A 17,909-nucleotide genomic window follows, 5' to 3' on the forward strand; every position below is an offset into this window, starting at 1 on the left:
GCGACGGCCCTCACCTCGCAACGGGATTCCGCTGCCCCGCCGGCCGGGGGCTCGCCCGTCAGCCGAACCGGAACACCCGGTCGGGCCAACTGCCCTCGGGCGTCGCGCCGTCGAGGGCCTCGCTGATCGTCCGTTCCTCGTAGGCGAAGTGGGATTCCATGATCGCCGTGAGGCCGTCGAGTTCGCGCCCGACCGCTTCCAGTCCTTCGCCGGGCGGTTCGGCCGATTCGGCGGCGTGGTCGGCGAGTTCGCGCACCCGGGTGAGGATGGCGGCGATCATCTCGTGGTCCTCGACGAGTTTGGCGACCGTCCCGGCGAGCTGCGGGCGTTCGCGTACCAGCTGGGCGAACATGCCCTCGTCCTCGCCCTGGTGGTGTGCCGTCAGTGCGGCGCAGAAGGCCAGGCAGTGGGTGCGCAGTGCGTCGTCGTCCGGGCGGCGCTGTCCGATCCCGGCTCTGATGCGGCCGACCTGGCGGCGCAGTTCCTGGTGTGCTCGGGAGAGTTGAAGGCTCAGGGCGACCACGCGGTCGCCGTCATGGGAAGCCACGGGAGGCGGCCCCTTCGGTTCCACACCTCCATGCCTGACGCTGTCCGCCACCGGCACGCGATGCTGGCGCCATCCGATCACGGGCCGCGGCGCCGGGGCAAGCGCCGCCGCGGCAGCGGCCGGTGGCCCCGGGCCCGGGCGGGCGGGCCGGGGCCGGGCGGGCGGGCCGGGGGCGGCGCGACGGCCCCGGCCCTACGCGGGGCCGGCGGGGGCGGTGGGGGTGGTCAGGCGGTGGCGGGCGGCGGCGAGGAGTTCGTCGGACAGGGCGGGGTCCTCGCTGGCGCGGGCCAGGAGGAGCGCGCCGACCATGGTGGACAGGTCGGCGAGGGCGCTCTCGCGTTCGGCGGCGTCGGGCAGGTGCTGGAAGCCGTCGGCCAGGTCGCGCAGTCCGGCGGTGAAGGCGGTGCGCAGCGGGGAGCCGGGTTCGGCGCGGGCCGCGTCGGCGGCCAGGGCTGCGGCGGCGCAGCCCTGGCCGGGGTTGTCGCGGTGGAGGGTGGAGAGGTAGCGGGCGAGGAACTCGGCGCGGGGGCTTGGGTGTTGGGGAGCGGGCGCGTCGGGGGCGGGGTCGTCGGCGGGCGGATCGTCGGCGAGGCGGTCCATGGCTTCGCGGCGTTCGGTGAAGGCGGCTGTGAGGGCTTGGGCGACGAGATCGTCCTTGGAGGCGAAGTGCCGGTAGAAGCCGCCGTGCGTCAGGCCTGCGGCGGCCATCGCCTGGGGGACGCTGACCTGGTCGGAGCCCTGCTCCCGGATCAGTCTGGCGGTGTGGTCGATCACCTCCTGGCGGTGGCGTTCGGCCTCGGCCCGTGACACGCGGGGCATGCCTGCGTTCCTTTCCTCGTCCTGCGGTGGTGGTGGTCCTACTTTCCCATCCGGGCTTCCCCATCCAGTTTAGATGATGGTAATAATCTAAACGTTGCGGTGCCCCGGCTGCGGGCACCGCCTTCCGAGAGCGAGGAACACGCACATGACCGTGATCGACGGCTCCACCGCCCTGGTCACCGGAGGCCTGCGCGGCCTCGGCCGGGCGTTCGTCGGGGAACTGCTGGCGCGCGGCGCGAAGAAGGTCTACGCCACCGCCCGCACCCCCGTGCCCAGCGAGGACGCGCGGGTGGAGGTCCTCGCCCTGGACGTCACCGACGACGCCTCGGTGGCCGCCCTGGCCGAGCGCGTCCAGGACGTCGACGTCGTCTTCAACAACGCCGGCGTCCTGTACCCGGGAGCGCTGCTCACCGCCGACCTGCGGCAGGTCCAGGAGACCTTCGACACCAACGTCCTGGGCCCGCTGCGCATCGCCCGGGCCTTCGCGCCGGTGCTGGCGGCCCGTGGCGGCGGGGCGCTGGTCGACATCCACTCCGCGCTGTCCTGGGGCGCGGGCGCCGGCGCCTACGGCGCCTCCAAGGCCGCCCTGTGGTCCCTGACCAACTCCCTGCGCCTGGAGCTCGCCGCCCAGCACACCCAGGTCGTCGGCGTGCACTTGGGCTTCGCGGACACCGAGATGGTGGCGGCCCTGCCCGTCGACAAGATCCCGGCCCCCGAGGTGGCCCGCATCGTCCTGGACGGCGTCGAGCGCGGCGATCGCGAAGTCCTCGTCGACGACCTCACCCGGGCGCTCAAGTCCGCGCTCCCCGGCCCGGTGGAGGGCCTCACCATCCCCATCCGCCGCTGAACCGCACCCCGCCGAACCCGCCGAAACCCGCCGGCCACCGCCGGCCACCGCCGGCCGACACCGAGGAGAACACCCATGCCGCTGTGGCACGTCTACCACCCTCCCGGCACCTACACCCCCGGGCAGAAGCAACAGCTCGCCGCCGACATCACCGGGTTCTACACCCGCTTCGGACTGCCGAAGTTCTACGTGATGACGCTCTTCCACGAGATCGGCGCCGACTCCTTCCACGTGGGCGACCAGCCCGCGCACGACGCGGTGCGGATCGTGGTCGAGCACATCGCCCGGCACACCGAGGACCCCGACCTGCGCAAGCGCACCCGGGAGGCCCTCGCCGCCCTCCTCGCGCCCCACACCACCGGGCGCGGCCTGTACTGCGAGTTCCACATCGACGAGACGCCCCGGGACCTGTGGATGATGGACGGGATCTCCCCGCCCCCGCCCCAGAGCGAGGCCGAACAGCTGTGGGCCCGCGAGAACCGCCCGATCCCCTACTGATCCCCGACTGATCTCCTGCCGGCCTCCCGCCGGCGGGAGCCTCGGCACGGCGCCGTCGTGGGAAGTCGGACAGGCCGACTTCCCACTCCAGGACCCACCGACCCGGCACCCCGCGGGCGGTGGGTCCTGGCGGATCCAGGCAGGTTCAGGCGTCGAGGGCGGCAGGTAGGTCGTCGAGAGTGTGCAGGACGCGGACGCCGTCCGCGACCGGGGCGGCGCAGCGGGCCCGGTCGAGCCAGTACGCGCGCAGTCCCGCGTCGCGGGCCCCCACGGCGTCGAGGGTGTACTTGTCGCCGACGTAGGCGACCTCCCCCGGCGCGAGCCCGAGGACGGCGCACCCGGCGAGGAAGATGCCGGGTGCGGGTTTGGCCTCGCCGTACTGGTCGGAGCAGACCAGGGTGTCACCGAAGTAGGGCAGCAGGCCGACGGCCCGCAGCTTGTGGCGCTGGTGGTCCGCGCTGGAGTTGGAGACGATCCCGAGGCGGTAGCCGGGTGCGAGCCTGGCGAGGGCGGGCCCGGCGTCCGGGAAGGCCGCCCAGGCCGCATCGCGGTGGGCCGTGTAGCCGGCGAACCAGGCGGCGGCCTCGCGGTCGGGCATGTCGGCGGCGTCCTGGCCGAGGTGGTCGAGGAAGCGCCGGACGCGTTCGTACTGCTGGCCGGTGAAGGTGAGTTCGCCGGCGAGGAAGCGTGCGTACTGGGCCTCCATGACGGTGCGCCACAGCGCCAGGGCCGCCCCGGGATCCGGGAAGCGGTCGAGCAGCCGCTGGTCCCGCAGGTGGGCGAGGATGCCGGTCTCCTCCGAGCCGGAATAGTCGAACAGGGTGTCGTCGACGTCGAAGAGCACGCCCCTGATCGGCACGCCGCCACCCCATTCCCGGTCCGGTTTCCCGCCGGGGTGAGCATCCCACGCATGCGGGCGGGCCCGGGGGGCGGGGTTCAGCGGGCGGGGTGGTCATGGGCCCACGGCGGCGGGTCGGGCCCTGCAGGCAGTGGGTTCAGCCGGCGGAGACGGCAGGCGCACCGGTGAGGAGGGCGTCGAGCAGGCCGGGGAAGCGGGCGTCGAGGTCGGTGCGGCGCAGGCTGACGAAGCGGTTGCGCCCGGCGACGCGGGTGGTGGTGACGCCGGCCTCGCGCAGGACGCGCATGTGGTGGGAGACGGTCGACTTGTGGAGGTGCTCCAGGCCCAGGTCGCGGGGGGCGCAGGAGTGTTCGGCGCCGTCGGCGTAGCTGAGCAGCAGGGTCATCCGGACGGGGTCGCCGAGGGCGTGCAGGACCGTGACGAGGTCGATGTCGGCGGTGGTGGGCTGGGGCAGCCGCTCGTCTTCGGTCATGGCGCGTGATCCTCGTCGGGTCGTCGATGGTTTGACAATCATCCACCCATCCCTAGTGTTTGACGAGCGTCAAACTGTTGCCCTATCGTCAAACAATCGGGGGGCTTTTCCATGCCCGTACGCCTGCTCCTGCTCGCCCTCGGCACCTTCGCCATGGGCACCGACTCGATGGTCGTCGCCGGCATCCTCGGCCCGATCGCCGCCGACCTGGGAGTGTCCGTGCCGGCCGCGGGCCAGCTGGTCACCGTCTTCGCGCTCGGCTACGCGCTGCTGGCCCCGGCGCTGGCCGCGCTCACCGCCCGCTGGCCGCGCCGGCGGCTGCTACTGACCGCGCTCGCGGTGTTCAGCGCGGCCAACGCACTCAGCGCGCTCGCCCCGAACTACGGGCTGCTGCTGGCCACCCGGGTCCTGGCGGCCGCCGGGGCCGCGCTGTACACGCCGACCGCCAACGCGGTGGCCACCACCCTGGTCGCCCCCGAGCGGCGCGGACGGGCGCTGGCCACCGTGCTGGGCGGGATGACGGCGGCCACCGCGCTGGGCGTGCCGCTGGGCACCTGGGTGGGGCGCGGCGACTGGCGGATGACGATGTGGCTGGTCACCGCGCTGGGCGTGGCGGCGCTGGCGGGGCTGGCGCTGCTGCTGCGCGACCTGCCGGCGCCGGTGGCGGCGCCGGGGCTGCGGGCGCGCCTGGCCCCGCTGGGGCAGCGGCGGGTGCTGGGGGCGGCGGCCACCACGCTGGCGTTCTTCCTGGCCTTCCAGTGCGTCTACATCTACCTGGCCACCGCCGTCTCGGGGGCGACCGGGGGCGACGCGGACCGGCTGAGCCTGGTACTGCTGACGGCGGGCGTGATGTCGGTGGCGGGCAGCTGGCTGGGCGGGCGCCTGGTGGACCGGGTCGGGGTGCGGCGGGTGCTGCTGACCGGCTCGACGGTGGCGGCGGGCGCGTTCGCCGCGCTGCCCTGGCTGGGGCGCAGCATGCCGGGGGCGCTGGTGTACGCGGCGGTGGTGCCGCTGGCGGGGTGGGCGGTGTCGGTGGCGCTGCCGCACCGGCTGGCGTCGATCGATCCGGGGAACGCGCCGCTGCTGATCTCGCTGAACAGCAGTGCGCTGTACCTGGGGACGGCGGCCGGGGGCGTGGCGGGCAGTGCGGCGATCGCGGTGCTGGGCGGGCGGTGGTTCCCGTTCGCGGCGGCGGGGCTGGCGCTGGTGGCGGCGGTGACGGCGGCGGCGACCACGCGGGACGCGCGGGCGGGTGCGCCGGCGGCGGCGGAGGTGGCGACGGTGCCGGCGCCGGCACCGTCGCGGTCCTGATCCTCGAACAGGCGGGGGCCCTCAGCGGGCGGGGGTCTCAGCGGGCGGAGCCGAGGTTGCGGTCGGCCTCGGCTCCGGCGAGCAGCAGGGTGGTCTCCTCGATGCGGCACAGGCGTCCGCAGGGGGCGTACCGGCCGAAGAGGTAGACCTCCATGGAGACCCGGGTGCCGTCGGTCTTGAGGACGTCGACGGTGTGCCGGGTGGCGGTGCGGTCGCCGTCGTGGAGTTCCTCGTGGACCTGGACGCGGCCGGAGGCGACCACGGCGCGCAGGTGGCGGATGTGGTCGGTGAAGGCGGCGCGGTCGTCCCAGCGGCCGTCGGTGCGCTGGCGGTAGTCGGGGGTGAAGTGGCGCTCGACGGCGGTCTCCAGGTCGAGGCCGGGGGTGAAGAGCAGGTCGTCGAGGGCGGCGGCGATGGTGGTGCGGGGGGCGGTGGCGGGCATGGGGGTTCCCTTCTCGGAATCCGGCAATGCGTGCGTGGCGCACGCTTCATGGGGTGAGCGTACCCCAGGAACGCGTGCGCCGCGCACGCTATGATCGAGGGGTGGACCACTCCCCCGAAATCCCCGACCCCGAGACCAAGACCGACCCGGAGGCCGCCCCCGGCCTCGGGGACACCGTCGCCCAAGCCCTGGCCGTCCTGCTGCGCCGCCCCGCCCGCGCCACGCTCTACCGGCGCCTGACCGAGGGCCTGGGCGAGGCGGTGGACGAGGTCACCTACCCCGTGCTCTCCGGCCTGGCCCGCACCGGGGCGCGCAGCGCCGCCGACCTGGCCGCCGAGATCGGCCTGGACCGCTCCGGGGTCAGCCGCCGCGCCACCCGTCTGGAGGAGGCCGGGCTGCTGCGCCGCGAGGCCGACCCGCACGATCAGCGCGCCACCCTGCTGACCCTGACCGGCGCGGGCGAGCGCACCGTGGCGGTGATGCGCGGGCGCCTGGCCGGCGGCATCGAGGAGGCGCTCGCCTCCTGGCCGCCCGGGGAGGCCGAGGCGTTCGCCCGGTCGCTGCGGCGCTTCACCGAGCAGGGCCCGTTCGGCTGAGCACGAGGCGCGCGGGCGACGGGCGCGCGGGGCGGCGAGGTCAAGGGGCGGCGAGGTCAAGGGACAGCGGGGCGCGCGGGACAGCGCCGTGAGGGCGAGGGGCCCGGAAAACGCGGGTGCCCCGGGCCGGGGAACCGGTCCGGGGCACCCGCGGGCGCGGGGATCAGGCGCCGAGGACCTCGCCGACCAGGGCGCGGGCCTCCTCCTGCACCCGGGCCAGGTGGCCGGTGCCGAGGAAGGACTCGGCGTAGATCTTGTAGACGTCCTCGGTGCCCGAGGGGCGGGCCGCGAACCAGGCGTTGTCGGTGCACACCTTGATGCCGCCGATCGGCGCGCCGTTGCCGGGCGCCTCGGCCAGCACCGCGGTCACCGCCTCGCCGGCCAGTTCGCCCGCGGTGACCTGCTGCGGGGAGAGCCGGGCCAGGCGGGCCTTCTGCTCGCGGTCGGCCGGGGCGTCCACGCGGGCGTAGGCGGGGGCGCCGTGGCGCTCGGTCAGCTCCCGGTAGTAGGCGCTGGGGGTGGCGCCGGTGACGGCGGTGATCTCGGAGGCCAGCAGGGCCAGCAGGATGCCGTCCTTGTCGGTGGTCCACACCCCGCCGTCGCGGCGCAGGAACGAGGCGCCGGCCGACTCCTCGCCGCCGAAGGCGATCGAGCCCTCCGCGAGCCCGTCGACGAACCACTTGAAGCCCACCGGCACCTCGACCAGTTCGCGCTTGAGGTCGGCGGCGACCCGGTCCAGCATCGAGGAGGACACCAGCGTCTTGCCGACCGCGGCGTCGGCGGGCCAGTCCGCGCGGTGGCGGTACAGGTAGTCGACGGCCACCGCCAGGTAGTGGTTGGGGTTCATCAGGCCGCCGTCGGGGGTGACGATGCCGTGCCGGTCGGCGTCCGCGTCGTTGCCGGTGGCGATGGCGTACTCGTCGCGGCGCCCGATCAGGGAGGCCATCGCGGACGGCGAGGAGCAGTCCATGCGGATCTTGCCGTCCCAGTCCAGCGTCATGAACCGCCAGGTCGGGTCGGTGACCGGGTTGACCACCGTCAGGTCCAGGCGGTGCGTCTCGGCGATGCGCGCCCAGTACGCCACCGACGCCCCGCCCAGCGGGTCCGCGCCGATGCGCAGCCCGGCCGCGCGCACCGCGTCCAGGTCGAGGACGGCGGGCAGGTCCTCGACGTAGGTGCCCAGGTAGTCGTGGCGCCCGGTGGTCGCCGCCGCCAGCGCCCGCGCGTACGGGACGCGCTTGACGCCGCGCAGGCCCTCGCGGATCAACTCGTTGGCGCGGTCCTGGATCCAGCCGGTGGCCTGCGAGCCGGCCGGGCCGCCGCTGGGCGGGTTGTACTTGAAGCCGCCGTCGCGCGGCGGGTTGTGCGAGGGGGTGACCACGATGCCGTCCGCCAGCGCCCGGGGGCTGCGCCGGTTGTGGGCCAGGATCGCGTGCGAGACCGCGGGCGTGGGGGTGTAGCCGTCGGCCGCGTCCAGCAGTACCTGCACGCCGTTGGCGGCCAGCACCTCCACCGCCGTCACCTTCGCCGGCTCCGAGAGCGCGTGCGTGTCGGCGCCCAGGAACAGCGGTCCTGCGATGCCCTGTTGGGCCCGGTACTCGCAGATCGCCTGCGTGGTCGCGGCGATGTGGTCCTCGTTGAACGCGGCGTCCAGCGAGGACCCGCGGTGGCCCGAGGTGCCGAACGCCACCCGCTGGCCGACCTCCTGAGGGTCCGGGTTCAGCGCGTAGTACGCCGTCACCAGCCGCGCCACATCCACCAGGTCATCCGGCTGTGCCAACTGCCCGGCCCGTGCGTGTGCCATCCGTCTTCTCCCGCCAACTTCCCGTACGCGTCCTTGCCCCGTGCCACCGATCGTAGCCAGAACGCGACCGTGCCCCGAACCGCGAGGCGGGGCGGGGCACGGCGGGGCCGGGGTTCAGGGGCCGGGGTTCAGGCGGGCAGCTGCTGGCGGTAGGCGTCCAGGGCGGGGGCGGTGGTGGTGGCGAGGAACTCGGTCACCGTGTAGGCGACCAGGCCCTCGCGGGCGAAGGGGTCGGTGCGGGTCAGCTCCTCGACCGCGGCGCGGTCCTCGCCCAGCGCGATGATCACCCCGCCCTCGCGCGGCACCTTGCGGCCCGAGGCGAGGAAGGTGCCGGCCTCGTAGTGCCCGCGCAGCCACTCGACGTGCTGCGGCAGGGCGGCGTCGATGCGCTCCAGCGGGGCGGTGTACGTCAGCTCAAGTACGAACATGCGACCAGGCTAGCCCCGCACGGCAGGGGCCTCGCGGCCGGGGATCCCGGCGTGTACCGAGCCCCATTGTGCCAGTTCAGCGGGGGGTTTCGGTAGGACGCAGAGCACCCGGATCACACCTTGCCGGGCGGCGGGCGCAGCCCGCAGACTCGTCCGCATCCACTCCTTCGGCCACGCGCCGGCCCCCTGCCCAGGGCGGCCGGGGCGCGCGCCGTGCTGCGCACGGGCCGTACGGCGCCGCAGGCGGTGGGCGGTGAACGGACGAAGGGGGACGCGAGGATGACGGTGCACGAGGACGCGGCACGCAAGGACGCGGCGCACAAGGACACGGCGCACAGGGACCTGGTGCTCAAGGCGCGGGTGCGGCTGCTGAGCCACAACGAGTGGGTCCTGGACGCCCCGGAGGGGCTGTGGGTGTACCGGGCGCTGTTCCCGGTCAGCCCGCCCGTGTACGCCTACAAGCTCGCCTACGTGCTGTGGACGGCGGCCGACTCGCCGCGGGTGGCCCATCTGCCCCAGGCGCGGCGGGCGTTGCTGGAGCAGGCGCGGGCCGCCTGCGTGCACATCCCCGCCGGCGCCCCGGCCTACCAGATGCGGATGCCGGAGTACATCGCGGCCGCGTTGGCGGGGCTGGAGCAGGAGGGGCGTGCGGGGAGGTAGGTGGTCGCGGGGTGGTTGCGGTACAACAATCCCTATTTGACGACTGATCGGAGAAACGCTGATATGAGCAGTTCAGGTCTGTCCCGCCGCGCACTGATCGCCGGCGCCGGCGCCGCCGTCGTCGGCTGGAACACCGCCGCCCGCGCCTGGGCCGCCGAGCCGGGCGAGAACGTGGATCAACTGCCCGCCCTGGACGGCACGGTGGCCCTGCGGGGCGCCGACGTGGAACGGTTCTCCTCCGACTTCGGGCACCTGGTCACCGCCTCGCCCCGCGCGGTGCTGCGCCCCGCCTCGGTGCGCGACGTCCAGAAGGTGGTGGCCTTCGCCCGCCGCCACCGCATCCCGGTGGCGGTCAACGGGCAGAGCGGCGACCAGGCGGCGGCCGGCGACAGCGGGCTGGAGTCGCACTCCAGCTACGGCCAGGCCAACCCCCGCGGCGGCATCGCGATCGACGCGCGCGGGCTGTCGCGGATCCTCTCCGTCGAACCCGGGCGCGCCGTCGTGGAGGCGGGCGCCACCTGGGCGCAGCTGACGGACGCGGCGCTGGCGGCGGGCTGGATGCCGCCGTGCCTGACGGACTACCTGCACCTGTCGGTGGGCGGGACGCTGAGCGTGGGCGGCATCGGCGGGGCGGTGCAGCGCCACGGGCTGCAGGCGGACACCGTGCGGTCGCTGGACGTGGTGACCGGCACCGGCGAGCTGGTGACGGCCTCGCGCGAGCACAACCGGGAGCTGTTCGAGGCGGTGCTGGCCGGCGGCGGGCAGGTGGGGATCATCGTGCGGGCCACGCTCGCCCTGGTGCCGGCGCGCGAGCGCGCCACCGTGTTCACCCTGGCCTACGACGACGCGGACCTCTACCGCGCGGACCAGGAGAAGGTGCTGGCCCAGGGCCGCTTCGACCTCCAGGTCGGCAACGTGGTGCGCAGCGCGGACGGGCAGCGGTGGCGCTACACGGCGGAGCTGGTGGCCTACGGGGACGCCGGGCGGGCGGTGGACCGGGAGGCGCTGCTGGCGGGGCTGCACGGGGTGGCGGGCGAGACGACGGTGGTGGAGCAGAGCTGGCGCGAGTACGCGTTCCGGGTGGACGCGTTCGCGGGGTACCTGCGGGCGGCCGGGTTCTGGGGGCTGCCGAAGCCGTGGCTGAGCCTGTTCCTGCCCGCCTCGACGGTGGGGGTGTTCATGCGGGAGGCGACCGCGCTGCTGACGGCGGAGGACCTGGGGGCGGGGCTGCTGCTGTTCTACCCGTACGCGCGGGCGCGGGTGGGGGCGCCGCTGGCGGTGCTGCCGCAGGAGCCGGTGGGCTGGCACTTCGACCTGCTGGCGTTCCCGGCGCCGGGGGCGGACACGGCGGCGATGCTGGAGCGCAACCGGCGGCTGTACGACCGGGCGGTGGCGCTGGGCGGCAAGCGCTACCTGATCGGGGCGGTGCCGGGGATGACGGGGGCGGACTGGCGGCGCCACTACGGCGGTCTGTGGGAGCGGGTGGAGCGGGCCAAGCGGCGGTGGGATCCGGCGGGGATCCTGGCACCGGGCCAGGGCATCCACGCCGGCTGACGGCCGGGCCCCCGGGCCGCCTGCGGGGGGGCGGGCGGCCCGGCGGGGGGCAGATAGAAGGTGGTCAGGTGATCTCCAGCTGCGCCATCATGCCCATCGCGGAGTGGTCCAGCAGGTGGCAGTGGTAGGGGTAGCGGCCGCGGTAGGAGTCGAAGAGGGCCTGCAGGCGCACGCTCTCCCCCGGCAGCAGGCGCACGGTGTCCTTCAGGCCGGACTCCGCCGGGCCGGGCGCGGCGCCGTTGCGCGCCAGCACCCGGAACTGCACCAGGTGCAGGTGGAAGTTGTGCGGGACGTCCTTGTTGGCGTTGACGACCGTCCAGATCTCCGAGGTGCCGAACGCCACCGAGGCGTCCACCCGCGCCGGGTCGTACACCTTGCCGTCGATCAGTCCCAGCGGGGCGGCGCCGGGCTTCTCCTGGTACTCCAGGACGACGGTGCGCTCGCGGGCCGCCGTGCCCAGGGCGGGCAGGGTGCGCAGCTGGGCGGGGACGCGGCTGGGGTCGTCGGCGGCGCGGGTGATGTCGAAGCGCAGGACCTGGCCGACGTGTTCGGCGGGGCCGGGGGGCATGGAGTTGGTGAGGACGATGCTGGAGCCGACCGGGTAGCGGGAGAAGTCGACGACGACGTCGGCGCGCTCCCCGGGGGAGAGGTCGACGGTGTCGGTGACGTGGGGGCGTTCCAGCAGGCCGCCGTCGGAGCCGATCTGGGTGAGGGGGCCGCCGTCGGCCAGGCGCAGGGAGAAGAAGCGCAGGTTGGAGGAGTTGAGCAGGCGCAGCCGGTACTTGCGGGCGGCGACCTCGACCTTGGGCCAGGGGCGGCCGTTGGCGAGGATGGTGGTGCGGTTGAGGGGGTCGTCCATGCGGTAGACGAGGCGGCCCTGGGGGTCGAATCGGGCGTCGCGCAGGGCGATGGGCAGGTCGTAGCGGCCGGCGGGCAGCGGCAGGGCGGCTTCGGTGGCGTCGGTGATCAGGTAGGTGCCGGCCAGGCCCCGGTAGACGTGCTCGGACTCCAGGTGGTGGGCGTGGTCGTGGAACCACAGGCTCGCGTGGGGCTGGTCGTTGGGGTAGGTGTAGGTGCGGGTGGCGCCGGCGTCCAGGAGGTTCATGGGGCCGCCGTCGGAGGCGACGGGGACGCGGGCGCCGTGCAGGTGGACGGAGACGGGGTCGTCCAGCAGGTTGGTCTGGCGCACCACGACCGGGCGTCCGGAGCGGGCGCGGATGACAGGGCCGGGGAAGGCGCCGTTGTAGGTGAGGACGTCGGTGCGGTGCCCGGGCAGGATGCGGGCGTAGGCCTTGAGCATGGTGACGGCGTAGGTGTCGGCGCCGCCGTCGGTGGAGACGGGGGCGAGCACCGGGGGCAGGGGCATCGCGGCGGTGAACTTCGGTGCCAGGGTGGGGCCGGCGTCGGGGCCCGGGTCGGCCTCGGCGGCGGGGGCGGTGGCGCCCGGGTGGGTGTGGGCGGCCGCGGCGGCGGCGGTCTCCACGGAGGCGGCCGGGCGCAGGGTGGTGCGCATGAGCAGGACCCCTCCCCCGGTCGCCAGGGCGGCGCCGATCATCCTGCGTCTGGTCACCATCGCGCGTCCTCCTGCTGCCGGCCCGGTGTGGCGGTGTGCCCGTGCGGCCCCGGCGGGTGGGGCGGGGGCGGGTTCCGGGGGTGATTGCAGCAGCGGATCCTTGCGCCCGGTTGGGGTCCGGCTGAGGCCCGGTGGAGCGCGCGGGGCGGGTTGCGGGCGGGGCGCGCGGTGAGCTGCGGGTGTTGCGGGCCGCTTGCGGCGGGCGGCCACCGTGGCTCGCAGAACACTGGAGGATCCCTCGAAGGGAAGGGCCGGAGCGTGGACCTGCGGTACTGGCTGCCGAGGGCGGCCGAGGTCGCCGAGCAGTGGGGAGAGCGGTTCGGGCCGTACAGCCCGCACCCCTCGCACCAGGTGGACGACGCGGACTTCGCCGCCGCGTTCGAGCGCTTCGCCAAGCGCCTGGAGCACAACTATCCGTTCTTCCACCCCCGTTACGCCGGGCAGATGGTCAAGCCGCCGCACCCGGCCGCCGTCGTCGGCTACCTGACGGCGATGCGCTTCAACCCCAACAACCACGCCTACGAGGGCGGGCCCGCCACCAACGACATGGAACGCGAGTGCGTCGCCCAGCTCGCCGCCATGTTCGGCCTGCCCCGCCACGTCGGCCACCTCACCAGCAGCGGCACCATCGCCAACCTGGAAGCCCTGTACGTGGCCCGCCAGAGCCACCCAGGGCGCGGCGTCGCCTACAGCGCGCAGTCCCACTACACGCACAGCCGCATGTGCCACGTCCTGGGCGTCGAGGGCCACGCGGTGGCCGCCGACGCGGACGGGCGCATGGACGTCGACGCGCTGGCCGCCCTGCTCGCCACCGGCCGCGTCGGCACGGTGGTCGTCACCGCCGGCACCACCGGGCTCGGCGCCGTCGACCCGGTGCACGAGGTGCTGGCACTGGCCCGCCGCCACGGGGTGCGAGTGCACGTGGACGCCGCCTACGGCGGGTTCTTCGCCCTGCTGGCCACCGACGACACCCAGGCCGCCGCCCTGCACCTGGACCCGGCGCCGTGGCGGGCCATCGCCGGCTGCGACTCCGTCACCGTCGACCCGCACAAGCACGGCCTGCAGCCCTACGGCTGCGGCGCGGTGCTGTTCGCCGACCCCGACATCGGCCGCCACTTCGCCCACGACTCCCCCTACACCTACTTCACCGACGCCGAACTGCACCTGGGCGAGATCAGCCTGGAATGCTCGCGCGCCGGCGCCGCGGCCGCCGCCCTGTGGCTGACCCTGCAACTGCTGCCGCTCACCCCCCAGGGCCTGGGCGCCGTCCTGGCCGGCGGGCGGCGCGCGGCCCTGGCCTGGGCGGACCTGATCGAGGACAGCCCGCACCTGACCCTCCACCAGCGCCCGCAACTGGACATCGTCACCTACCACCCCACCCCCGGCGGGACGCCGATGTCCGCCGTCGACGCCGCCAGCCGGCACGTGCTGCGCCAGGGCATGGCCGACGAGCAGGACCCGCTCTACCTGAGCCTGCTGCGGGTGGACGCCGCCGACTTCACCCGCCGCCACCCGGCAGCGGCGGCGGACGCCGAGGGGGCCTCGGTGCTGCGCAGCGTCCTGATCAAGCCCGAGGCGGAGGACCACCTGCCCGCCCTGCACGCGCGCCTGACCTCGCTCGCCACCGCCCGGCCCTGACCCGCCCGTCGCCCCGCTGTACGAGTGCGCCCCCCGTACGACCGCCCTGCTGTCCCGCCGCCCGCCGCCTGTCTGCCGAGGAGTGTCCGTTGACCACCGCCACCGTCCCGCCGGGCGCCGCCCTCGCGGCCCCCGCGGTCCGCCCCGCCCGACCCGAGGAGGCCCCCGCCCTCGCCCGGGTGCTCGCCGCCGCCTTCCACGACGACCCGCTCACCCGCTGGGCCTTCCCCGACGACGCCCACCGCGCCCGCATCCTGCCCGCCTTCTTCCGCGTCCACGTCGACCAGTGCCTGGCCCACCAGGGCGCCCTGACCGCCCAGCACCCCGACGACCACGCCCCCGTCGGCGCGCTGCTCTTCCTGCCCCCCGGCGTGTGGGAACACCCCGGGGAGCAGGACCAGGCGGCCGCCCGCGCCCTGGACGCGGCCGTCGACGCCGACGCCCACCCCGAATCCGCCCGCCGTCTGGCCGCCATCACCCGCCTCCAGGCCCGCCGCCACCCGCGCCACCGCCCCCACCACTACCTGGCGTTCGTCGGCGCCCACCCCGACGCCCGCCACACCGGCACCGGCACCGCCCTCCTGCGCGCCTTCCTGGCCCGCGTCGACCACGACGGCCAGGCCGCCTACGCCGAGACCAGCTCCCCCGGCGGCGCCCGCGTCTGCGGCGCCGGCGGCTTCACCCGCTTCGGCGAGGCCATCGCCCTGCCCGCCGGCGGCCCCCGCCTGACCCCCGTGTGGCGGGGCCCCCGATGACCACCCACACCCTCGACATCGACACCGCGCTGCACGGCGGCACCGCGCTGCACAGCGGCACCGCCCTGCACAGCGACACCGCGCTGCGCGTCTACTCCGCCGAGCAGATCGACGCCGGCGCCGCCGACCACCACCCCGAGGCCGCCGAGATCCTCGCCTGGAGCCGGCGCTTCCTCACCACCGCCCACCCCGACCTCGGGCGCAGCGGCCCCGTCTGCCCCTACACCCAGCCCTCGCTGCGCCGCGGCCTGTTCCACATCGCCGTCGCCGACACCCGCGCGGGCGGCGACCTGCCCGCACTCGTCGGCGAGCTGCGCGCCTGGTACGAGCGGCTGCTGGCCGACCTGACGGAGGAGTCGGACCGGGAGCTGCTGACCGTGCTGCTGGTGCTGCCGGGCCTGGACCGGGCCGACTCCACCGCGCTGGACGAGGCGCAGCGCAAGGCCAAGGACGAGTTCGTCGAACAGGGCCTGATGATCGGCCAGTTCCACCCCGTCTGCGAGGAGGGGGGCCTGTGGAACCGCTCCTTCAGGCCGCTGCGCGCGCCCGTGCCGCTGCTGGCGGTGCGCAAGCTCCTCGTCTTCGACCTGCCCTTCCTCGTCGACGACGAGGCCCACCTGGCCCACTACCTGGCCCGCTTCGCCCCCCAGGTCCCCGCCCGCATCCGCGACCAGCTGGTCTCCGGCATGACGGAACACCGCAGGACCGCCCGCCTGACCGCCGCCTGAGCCGCGGCCCCCCTGCGCGCGGAGCCGGGTCGGCGCCCGGCTCCGCGCGCACCCCCTTTTTCGCTGTTGCGCACTTCGCCATTTCGCCGGCGACAAGCGGCGGCCTGCTCTGCGGCTGTCTCGCCGAGCAGGGACCGCGCCGGGAACGGGCCGCCGGATCGGTGAGGCGTCAACTGGCTTCCAGTGAGGACGCATTGCGCATGTCGGTGAGGGCGGAGGCCAGGTGGGCGGAGCCGACGGCGGCAGCGAGCGCGGAGGCCTGGGCGGCTCCAACGAGCGCCCGGAGTCAGGCCGGAGCCGTACAGTCCAGCCATGACCCACCCCGCCGCGTCATGGCGCGAGATCGAACGCACCACCATGTTCAGCAAGTTCGGCCGGTCCGTGGAACGCGTCGACTTCGAGCTGCCCGACGGACGGACGGAGGAGTTCTACCTCAAACGCGAGCGCCCAACCGGCGCCGTGCTCGCCCTCACTCCCGACCAGCACGTCATCCTCGCCCGCCAGTACCGGCCCGGCCCCGACCGCGTGCTGTACGAACTACCCGGTGGCTTCATCGAACCCGGAGAAGAGGCAGCCGAGGCCGTCGCCCGCGAACTGCTGGAGGAGACCGGCTACCAGGGCGAGGTCCACACGGCCGGACCGTACTGGCACGACGCCTACTCCACCGCCCTGCGCTTCGCCTTCTACGCCACCGGCTGCGCCAAGGTCACCGAGCCGACCCCGGAGCGCACCGAGTTCATCGACGTGGTCACCCTGCCCCTGCCCGAGTTCCGCTCCACCGTGCTGCGCAGGGGCCAGATGACCGACACCGCCGCCGCCTACCTCGCCCTGGACCGCCTCGGGCTCCTCTGACCCGGGGGCGTACGGGCGGGCCGGCGTCCCAGCTCTTCGACGGGACCCGGACAGCAGCGGTTTCGGGAAAATCGCTGGCGGCGGTGGCGCCCGGCGTGAAGGCTCGCACCGTGGCCCTTCACGAGAACGAGATCTTCGCGGACCAGGCCGTCGTCCGCTCCCTGCTCCGGGAGCAGCGGCCGCACTGGGCCGGCCTGTCCGTCTCGCCGGCCGGCGCGGGCACGGACAACACGATGTACCGGCTCGGCGACGACCTGCTCGTGCGGCTGCCGCGCACCGCGCAGAGCGCGGAGTCCGTGCGGAAGGAGCAGACGTGGCTGCCGCGGCTGGCACCGCACCTGCCGTGCCGCGTCCCGGAGCCGGTGCACGCCGGGACGGCGAGTGCCGTGTTCCCGCTCCCCTGGTCGGTGTACCGCTGGATCGACGGCGAGGAGCCCGGCCCGGGGTCGGTCACCGACTGGCCCGCCCTCGGGGCCGACCTGGCGGCGGTCGTCCAGGACCTGCACCGCGCCCCGCTCATGGGGGCCGTCCGCCACGGCGCGCTCAGCTGGTACCGCGGAGGCGACCTGCGCGACAGCGACGAGTCGATCACCGGCTGCTTCGAGAAGTGCCGGACGATCCCGGGCCTGGACCTCGACATCGAGCACCTGCGGCACCTGTGGCGAAGTGCGCTCGCCCTGCCCGGGCCGTCCGGCCGCCAGGTGTGGCTGCACGGCGACCTGAAACCCTCCAACCTGCTGGTCCGGCAGGGCAGGCTGCACGCGGTCATCGACTTCGGATGCCTGTCGGTCGGCTTTCCCGACGCCGAGCACGCCACGGTGTGGGACCTTCCGACCCCGGCCCGCCAGGCGTACTGGGACGCCCTCGGCCTCGACGACGTGACGTGGCTGCGGGCCCGGGCGTGGGCGGTCGGCGTCGGGGTCGGCGGGCTGTCGTACTACTGGGGCACCTATCCCGGCTTCGTCGGCGAATGCCTGGCGCGGCTGTCCGCGATCCTGGAGTCCGCCGACGCGCGGTGAGCCGTCCCGGCCGGCCGGGGCGGCGGTCCTCAGGTCGCGCGCTGTCCGTGGAGGAGGACGGGCAGCGCCCGGCCCGCCAACGCCTCGCTGACGCGGGCGAGTTGGGAGGGCGCCATGACGTCCGGGAGTTCGTGGGCGGGGACGAAGCGGGCGCCGAACAGGCCGCTGCGGTGCCGGGGCGGGACGGTCAGGTGGGTGTCGTCGCGCACGGTGCCGCCGTCGAAGACCAGGTTGAGGCGCTCCAGATAACGGTCGGCGGGGGTGAAGTCGACCGCGAGGACGTCGGCGAGACGGAGGTTGAGCCCGGTCTCGACGTGCAGGTTACGGGCGGCGGCAAGGTGCGGGGGCTCGTTCGGCTTCGCGGCGCCGCCGGGCAGGATCAGCCCGTCCATGTAGTCCGGGTCGACGAGGAGGACGTCGCCGCGCGGGTTGCGCACGAGGACGAGGCAGCCGAGCCGGCACACCGGCGGCTTGGCGAGCAGGCGGGGGTCGCGCATCGGGCGGTTC

Annotated in this window: 20 protein-coding genes; 11 read left to right on the forward strand and 9 right to left on the reverse strand. The window is 74.8% G+C overall.

All coding sequences use genetic code 11. From position 1 onward, the window contains the following. Window positions 1–58 precede the first annotated feature (58 nt). Together A6F73_RS37630 and A6F73_RS37635 are read right to left on the reverse strand one after the other, a co-directional pair. Complete coding sequence (locus tag A6F73_RS37630) at window positions 59–547, reverse strand: hemerythrin domain-containing protein (RefSeq protein ID WP_063352957.1); 489 nt, start codon at window positions 545–547, stop codon at window positions 59–61. A 192-nt stretch (window positions 548–739) separates the two neighbouring features. Continuing rightward, window positions 740–1,366, reverse strand: a complete 627-nt coding sequence (locus tag A6F73_RS37635) for a TetR/AcrR family transcriptional regulator (protein WP_063352958.1) — start codon at window positions 1,364–1,366, stop codon at window positions 740–742. Between the two features lie 145 nt (window positions 1,367–1,511). Here A6F73_RS37635 and A6F73_RS37640 point away from each other — a divergent pair, with 145 nt between their 5' ends. Both A6F73_RS37640 and A6F73_RS37645 read left to right on the forward strand, forming a co-directional pair. After that, a complete protein-coding gene (locus A6F73_RS37640) occupies window positions 1,512–2,213 on the forward strand; it encodes an SDR family oxidoreductase (protein WP_063352959.1) in 702 nt (233 codons plus the stop codon). 75 nt (window positions 2,214–2,288) lie between these two features. Next, on the forward strand, window positions 2,289–2,711 hold the full coding sequence (locus A6F73_RS37645) for a tautomerase family protein (RefSeq protein WP_063352960.1): 423 nt from the start codon (window positions 2,289–2,291) through the stop codon (window positions 2,709–2,711). A 145-nt stretch (window positions 2,712–2,856) separates the two neighbouring features. Here A6F73_RS37645 and A6F73_RS37650 read toward each other — a convergent pair whose 3' ends face one another. Next, complete coding sequence (locus A6F73_RS37650) at window positions 2,857–3,570, reverse strand: HAD family hydrolase (RefSeq protein WP_063352961.1); 714 nt, start codon at window positions 3,568–3,570, stop codon at window positions 2,857–2,859. A 136-nt stretch (window positions 3,571–3,706) separates the two neighbouring features. Continuing rightward, on the reverse strand, window positions 3,707–4,042 hold the full coding sequence (locus A6F73_RS37655) for a helix-turn-helix domain-containing protein (RefSeq protein WP_063352962.1): 336 nt from the start codon (window positions 4,040–4,042) through the stop codon (window positions 3,707–3,709). Between the two features lie 111 nt (window positions 4,043–4,153). On the opposite strand from A6F73_RS37655, the gene A6F73_RS37660 reads away from it, so the two are divergent. Continuing rightward, window positions 4,154–5,353, forward strand: coding sequence for an MFS transporter (locus A6F73_RS37660; protein ID WP_063352963.1), 1,200 nt, complete (start codon window positions 4,154–4,156; stop codon window positions 5,351–5,353). A gap of 37 nt (window positions 5,354–5,390) precedes the next feature. Here A6F73_RS37660 and A6F73_RS37665 read toward each other — a convergent pair whose 3' ends face one another. Next, window positions 5,391–5,795: a nuclear transport factor 2 family protein gene (locus A6F73_RS37665; protein WP_063352964.1), complete on the reverse strand. Its 405-nt coding sequence runs from the start codon at window positions 5,793–5,795 to the stop codon at window positions 5,391–5,393. A gap of 119 nt (window positions 5,796–5,914) precedes the next feature. Here A6F73_RS37665 and A6F73_RS37670 point away from each other — a divergent pair, with 119 nt between their 5' ends. Then, window positions 5,915–6,391, forward strand: a complete 477-nt coding sequence (locus A6F73_RS37670) for a MarR family winged helix-turn-helix transcriptional regulator (RefSeq protein WP_063353019.1) — start codon at window positions 5,915–5,917, stop codon at window positions 6,389–6,391. Window positions 6,392–6,554: 163 nt separating this feature from the next. On the opposite strand, the gene pgm is transcribed toward A6F73_RS37670, so the two are convergent. Further along, entirely contained in the window at window positions 6,555–8,195 is a 1,641-nt protein-coding gene (gene pgm / locus A6F73_RS37675) for a phosphoglucomutase (alpha-D-glucose-1,6-bisphosphate-dependent) (protein WP_063352965.1), read from the reverse strand. Between the two features lie 128 nt (window positions 8,196–8,323). Continuing rightward, a complete protein-coding gene (locus tag A6F73_RS37680) occupies window positions 8,324–8,623 on the reverse strand; it encodes a YciI family protein (protein WP_063352966.1) in 300 nt (99 codons plus the stop codon). A 279-nt stretch (window positions 8,624–8,902) separates the two neighbouring features. Here A6F73_RS37680 and A6F73_RS37685 point away from each other — a divergent pair, with 279 nt between their 5' ends. Then, window positions 8,903–9,283 (forward strand): hypothetical protein, encoded by a 381-nt coding sequence (locus tag A6F73_RS37685; RefSeq protein ID WP_063352967.1) that lies wholly within the window; start codon window positions 8,903–8,905, stop codon window positions 9,281–9,283. A gap of 63 nt (window positions 9,284–9,346) precedes the next feature. Then, a complete protein-coding gene (locus A6F73_RS44310; protein WP_063352968.1) occupies window positions 9,347–10,837 on the forward strand; it encodes an FAD-binding protein in 1,491 nt (496 codons plus the stop codon). A gap of 64 nt (window positions 10,838–10,901) precedes the next feature. Here the strand turns inward: A6F73_RS44310 and A6F73_RS37695 are convergent, their stop codons facing one another. Further along, window positions 10,902–12,410 (reverse strand): multicopper oxidase domain-containing protein, encoded by a 1,509-nt coding sequence (locus tag A6F73_RS37695; RefSeq protein WP_063352969.1) that lies wholly within the window; start codon window positions 12,408–12,410, stop codon window positions 10,902–10,904. 258 nt (window positions 12,411–12,668) lie between these two features. On the opposite strand from A6F73_RS37695, the gene A6F73_RS37700 reads away from it, so the two are divergent. From A6F73_RS37700 to A6F73_RS37720, 5 genes are all read left to right on the forward strand, one after another. Next, window positions 12,669–14,048, forward strand: coding sequence for an aminotransferase class I/II-fold pyridoxal phosphate-dependent enzyme (locus A6F73_RS37700; RefSeq protein ID WP_063352970.1), 1,380 nt, complete (start codon window positions 12,669–12,671; stop codon window positions 14,046–14,048). A gap of 89 nt (window positions 14,049–14,137) precedes the next feature. Next, window positions 14,138–14,803, forward strand: a complete 666-nt coding sequence (locus tag A6F73_RS37705) for a GNAT family N-acetyltransferase (RefSeq protein ID WP_063352971.1) — start codon at window positions 14,138–14,140, stop codon at window positions 14,801–14,803. Next, window positions 14,800–15,531 (forward strand): DUF6875 domain-containing protein, encoded by a 732-nt coding sequence (locus A6F73_RS37710; protein WP_244293873.1) that lies wholly within the window; start codon window positions 14,800–14,802, stop codon window positions 15,529–15,531. Before A6F73_RS37705 ends, A6F73_RS37710 begins: the two co-directional genes overlap by 4 nt. A 312-nt stretch (window positions 15,532–15,843) precedes the next feature. Beyond that, the gene (locus A6F73_RS37715) at window positions 15,844–16,383 is read left to right on the forward strand and encodes an NUDIX hydrolase (RefSeq protein ID WP_063352972.1); all 540 of its coding nucleotides are present in this window, start codon (window positions 15,844–15,846) and stop codon (window positions 16,381–16,383) included. Window positions 16,384–16,493: 110 nt separating this feature from the next. Next, the gene (locus tag A6F73_RS37720; RefSeq protein WP_063353021.1) at window positions 16,494–17,402 is read left to right on the forward strand and encodes an aminoglycoside phosphotransferase family protein; all 909 of its coding nucleotides are present in this window, start codon (window positions 16,494–16,496) and stop codon (window positions 17,400–17,402) included. A gap of 29 nt (window positions 17,403–17,431) precedes the next feature. On the opposite strand, the gene A6F73_RS37725 is transcribed toward A6F73_RS37720, so the two are convergent. Further along, window positions 17,432–17,899 carry an NUDIX domain-containing protein gene (locus A6F73_RS37725; protein ID WP_063352973.1) on the reverse strand — a complete coding sequence of 156 codons (468 nt, stop codon included), beginning with the start codon at window positions 17,897–17,899 and terminating at the stop codon, window positions 17,432–17,434. Window positions 17,900–17,909: the final 10 nt, after the last annotated feature.

Origin of the sequence: Streptomyces sp. MJM8645 (assembly GCF_001625365.1) — a bacterium.
GTDB lineage: Bacteria > Actinomycetota > Actinomycetes > Streptomycetales > Streptomycetaceae > Kitasatospora.

Excerpts from the sequence above, each read along its gene's own strand:
- A6F73_RS37635 (WP_063352958.1), bottom strand. The coding sequence starts at position 1,366 with ATGCCCCGCGTGTCACGGGCCGAGGCCGAACGCCACCGCCAGGAGGTG.
- A6F73_RS37695 (WP_063352969.1), bottom strand. The coding sequence starts at position 12,410 with ATGGTGACCAGACGCAGGATGATCGGCGCCGCCCTGGCGACCGGGGGA.
- pgm (WP_063352965.1), bottom strand. The coding sequence starts at position 8,195 with ATGGCACACGCACGGGCCGGGCAGTTGGCACAGCCGGATGACCTGGTG.
- A6F73_RS37715 (WP_063352972.1), top strand. The coding sequence starts at position 15,844 with ATGACCCACCCCGCCGCGTCATGGCGCGAGATCGAACGCACCACCATG.
- A6F73_RS44310 (WP_063352968.1), top strand. The coding sequence starts at position 9,347 with ATGAGCAGTTCAGGTCTGTCCCGCCGCGCACTGATCGCCGGCGCCGGC.
- A6F73_RS37640 (WP_063352959.1), top strand. The coding sequence starts at position 1,512 with ATGACCGTGATCGACGGCTCCACCGCCCTGGTCACCGGAGGCCTGCGC.
- A6F73_RS37645 (WP_063352960.1), top strand. The coding sequence starts at position 2,289 with ATGCCGCTGTGGCACGTCTACCACCCTCCCGGCACCTACACCCCCGGG.
- A6F73_RS37725 (WP_063352973.1), bottom strand. The coding sequence starts at position 17,899 with ATGCGCGACCCCCGCCTGCTCGCCAAGCCGCCGGTGTGCCGGCTCGGC.
- A6F73_RS37660 (WP_063352963.1), top strand. The coding sequence starts at position 4,154 with ATGCCCGTACGCCTGCTCCTGCTCGCCCTCGGCACCTTCGCCATGGGC.
- A6F73_RS37685 (WP_063352967.1), top strand. The coding sequence starts at position 8,903 with ATGACGGTGCACGAGGACGCGGCACGCAAGGACGCGGCGCACAAGGAC.
- A6F73_RS37680 (WP_063352966.1), bottom strand. The coding sequence starts at position 8,623 with ATGTTCGTACTTGAGCTGACGTACACCGCCCCGCTGGAGCGCATCGAC.
- A6F73_RS37655 (WP_063352962.1), bottom strand. The coding sequence starts at position 4,042 with ATGACCGAAGACGAGCGGCTGCCCCAGCCCACCACCGCCGACATCGAC.
- A6F73_RS37665 (WP_063352964.1), bottom strand. The coding sequence starts at position 5,795 with ATGCCCGCCACCGCCCCCCGCACCACCATCGCCGCCGCCCTCGACGAC.
- A6F73_RS37710 (WP_244293873.1), top strand. The coding sequence starts at position 14,800 with ATGACCACCCACACCCTCGACATCGACACCGCGCTGCACGGCGGCACC.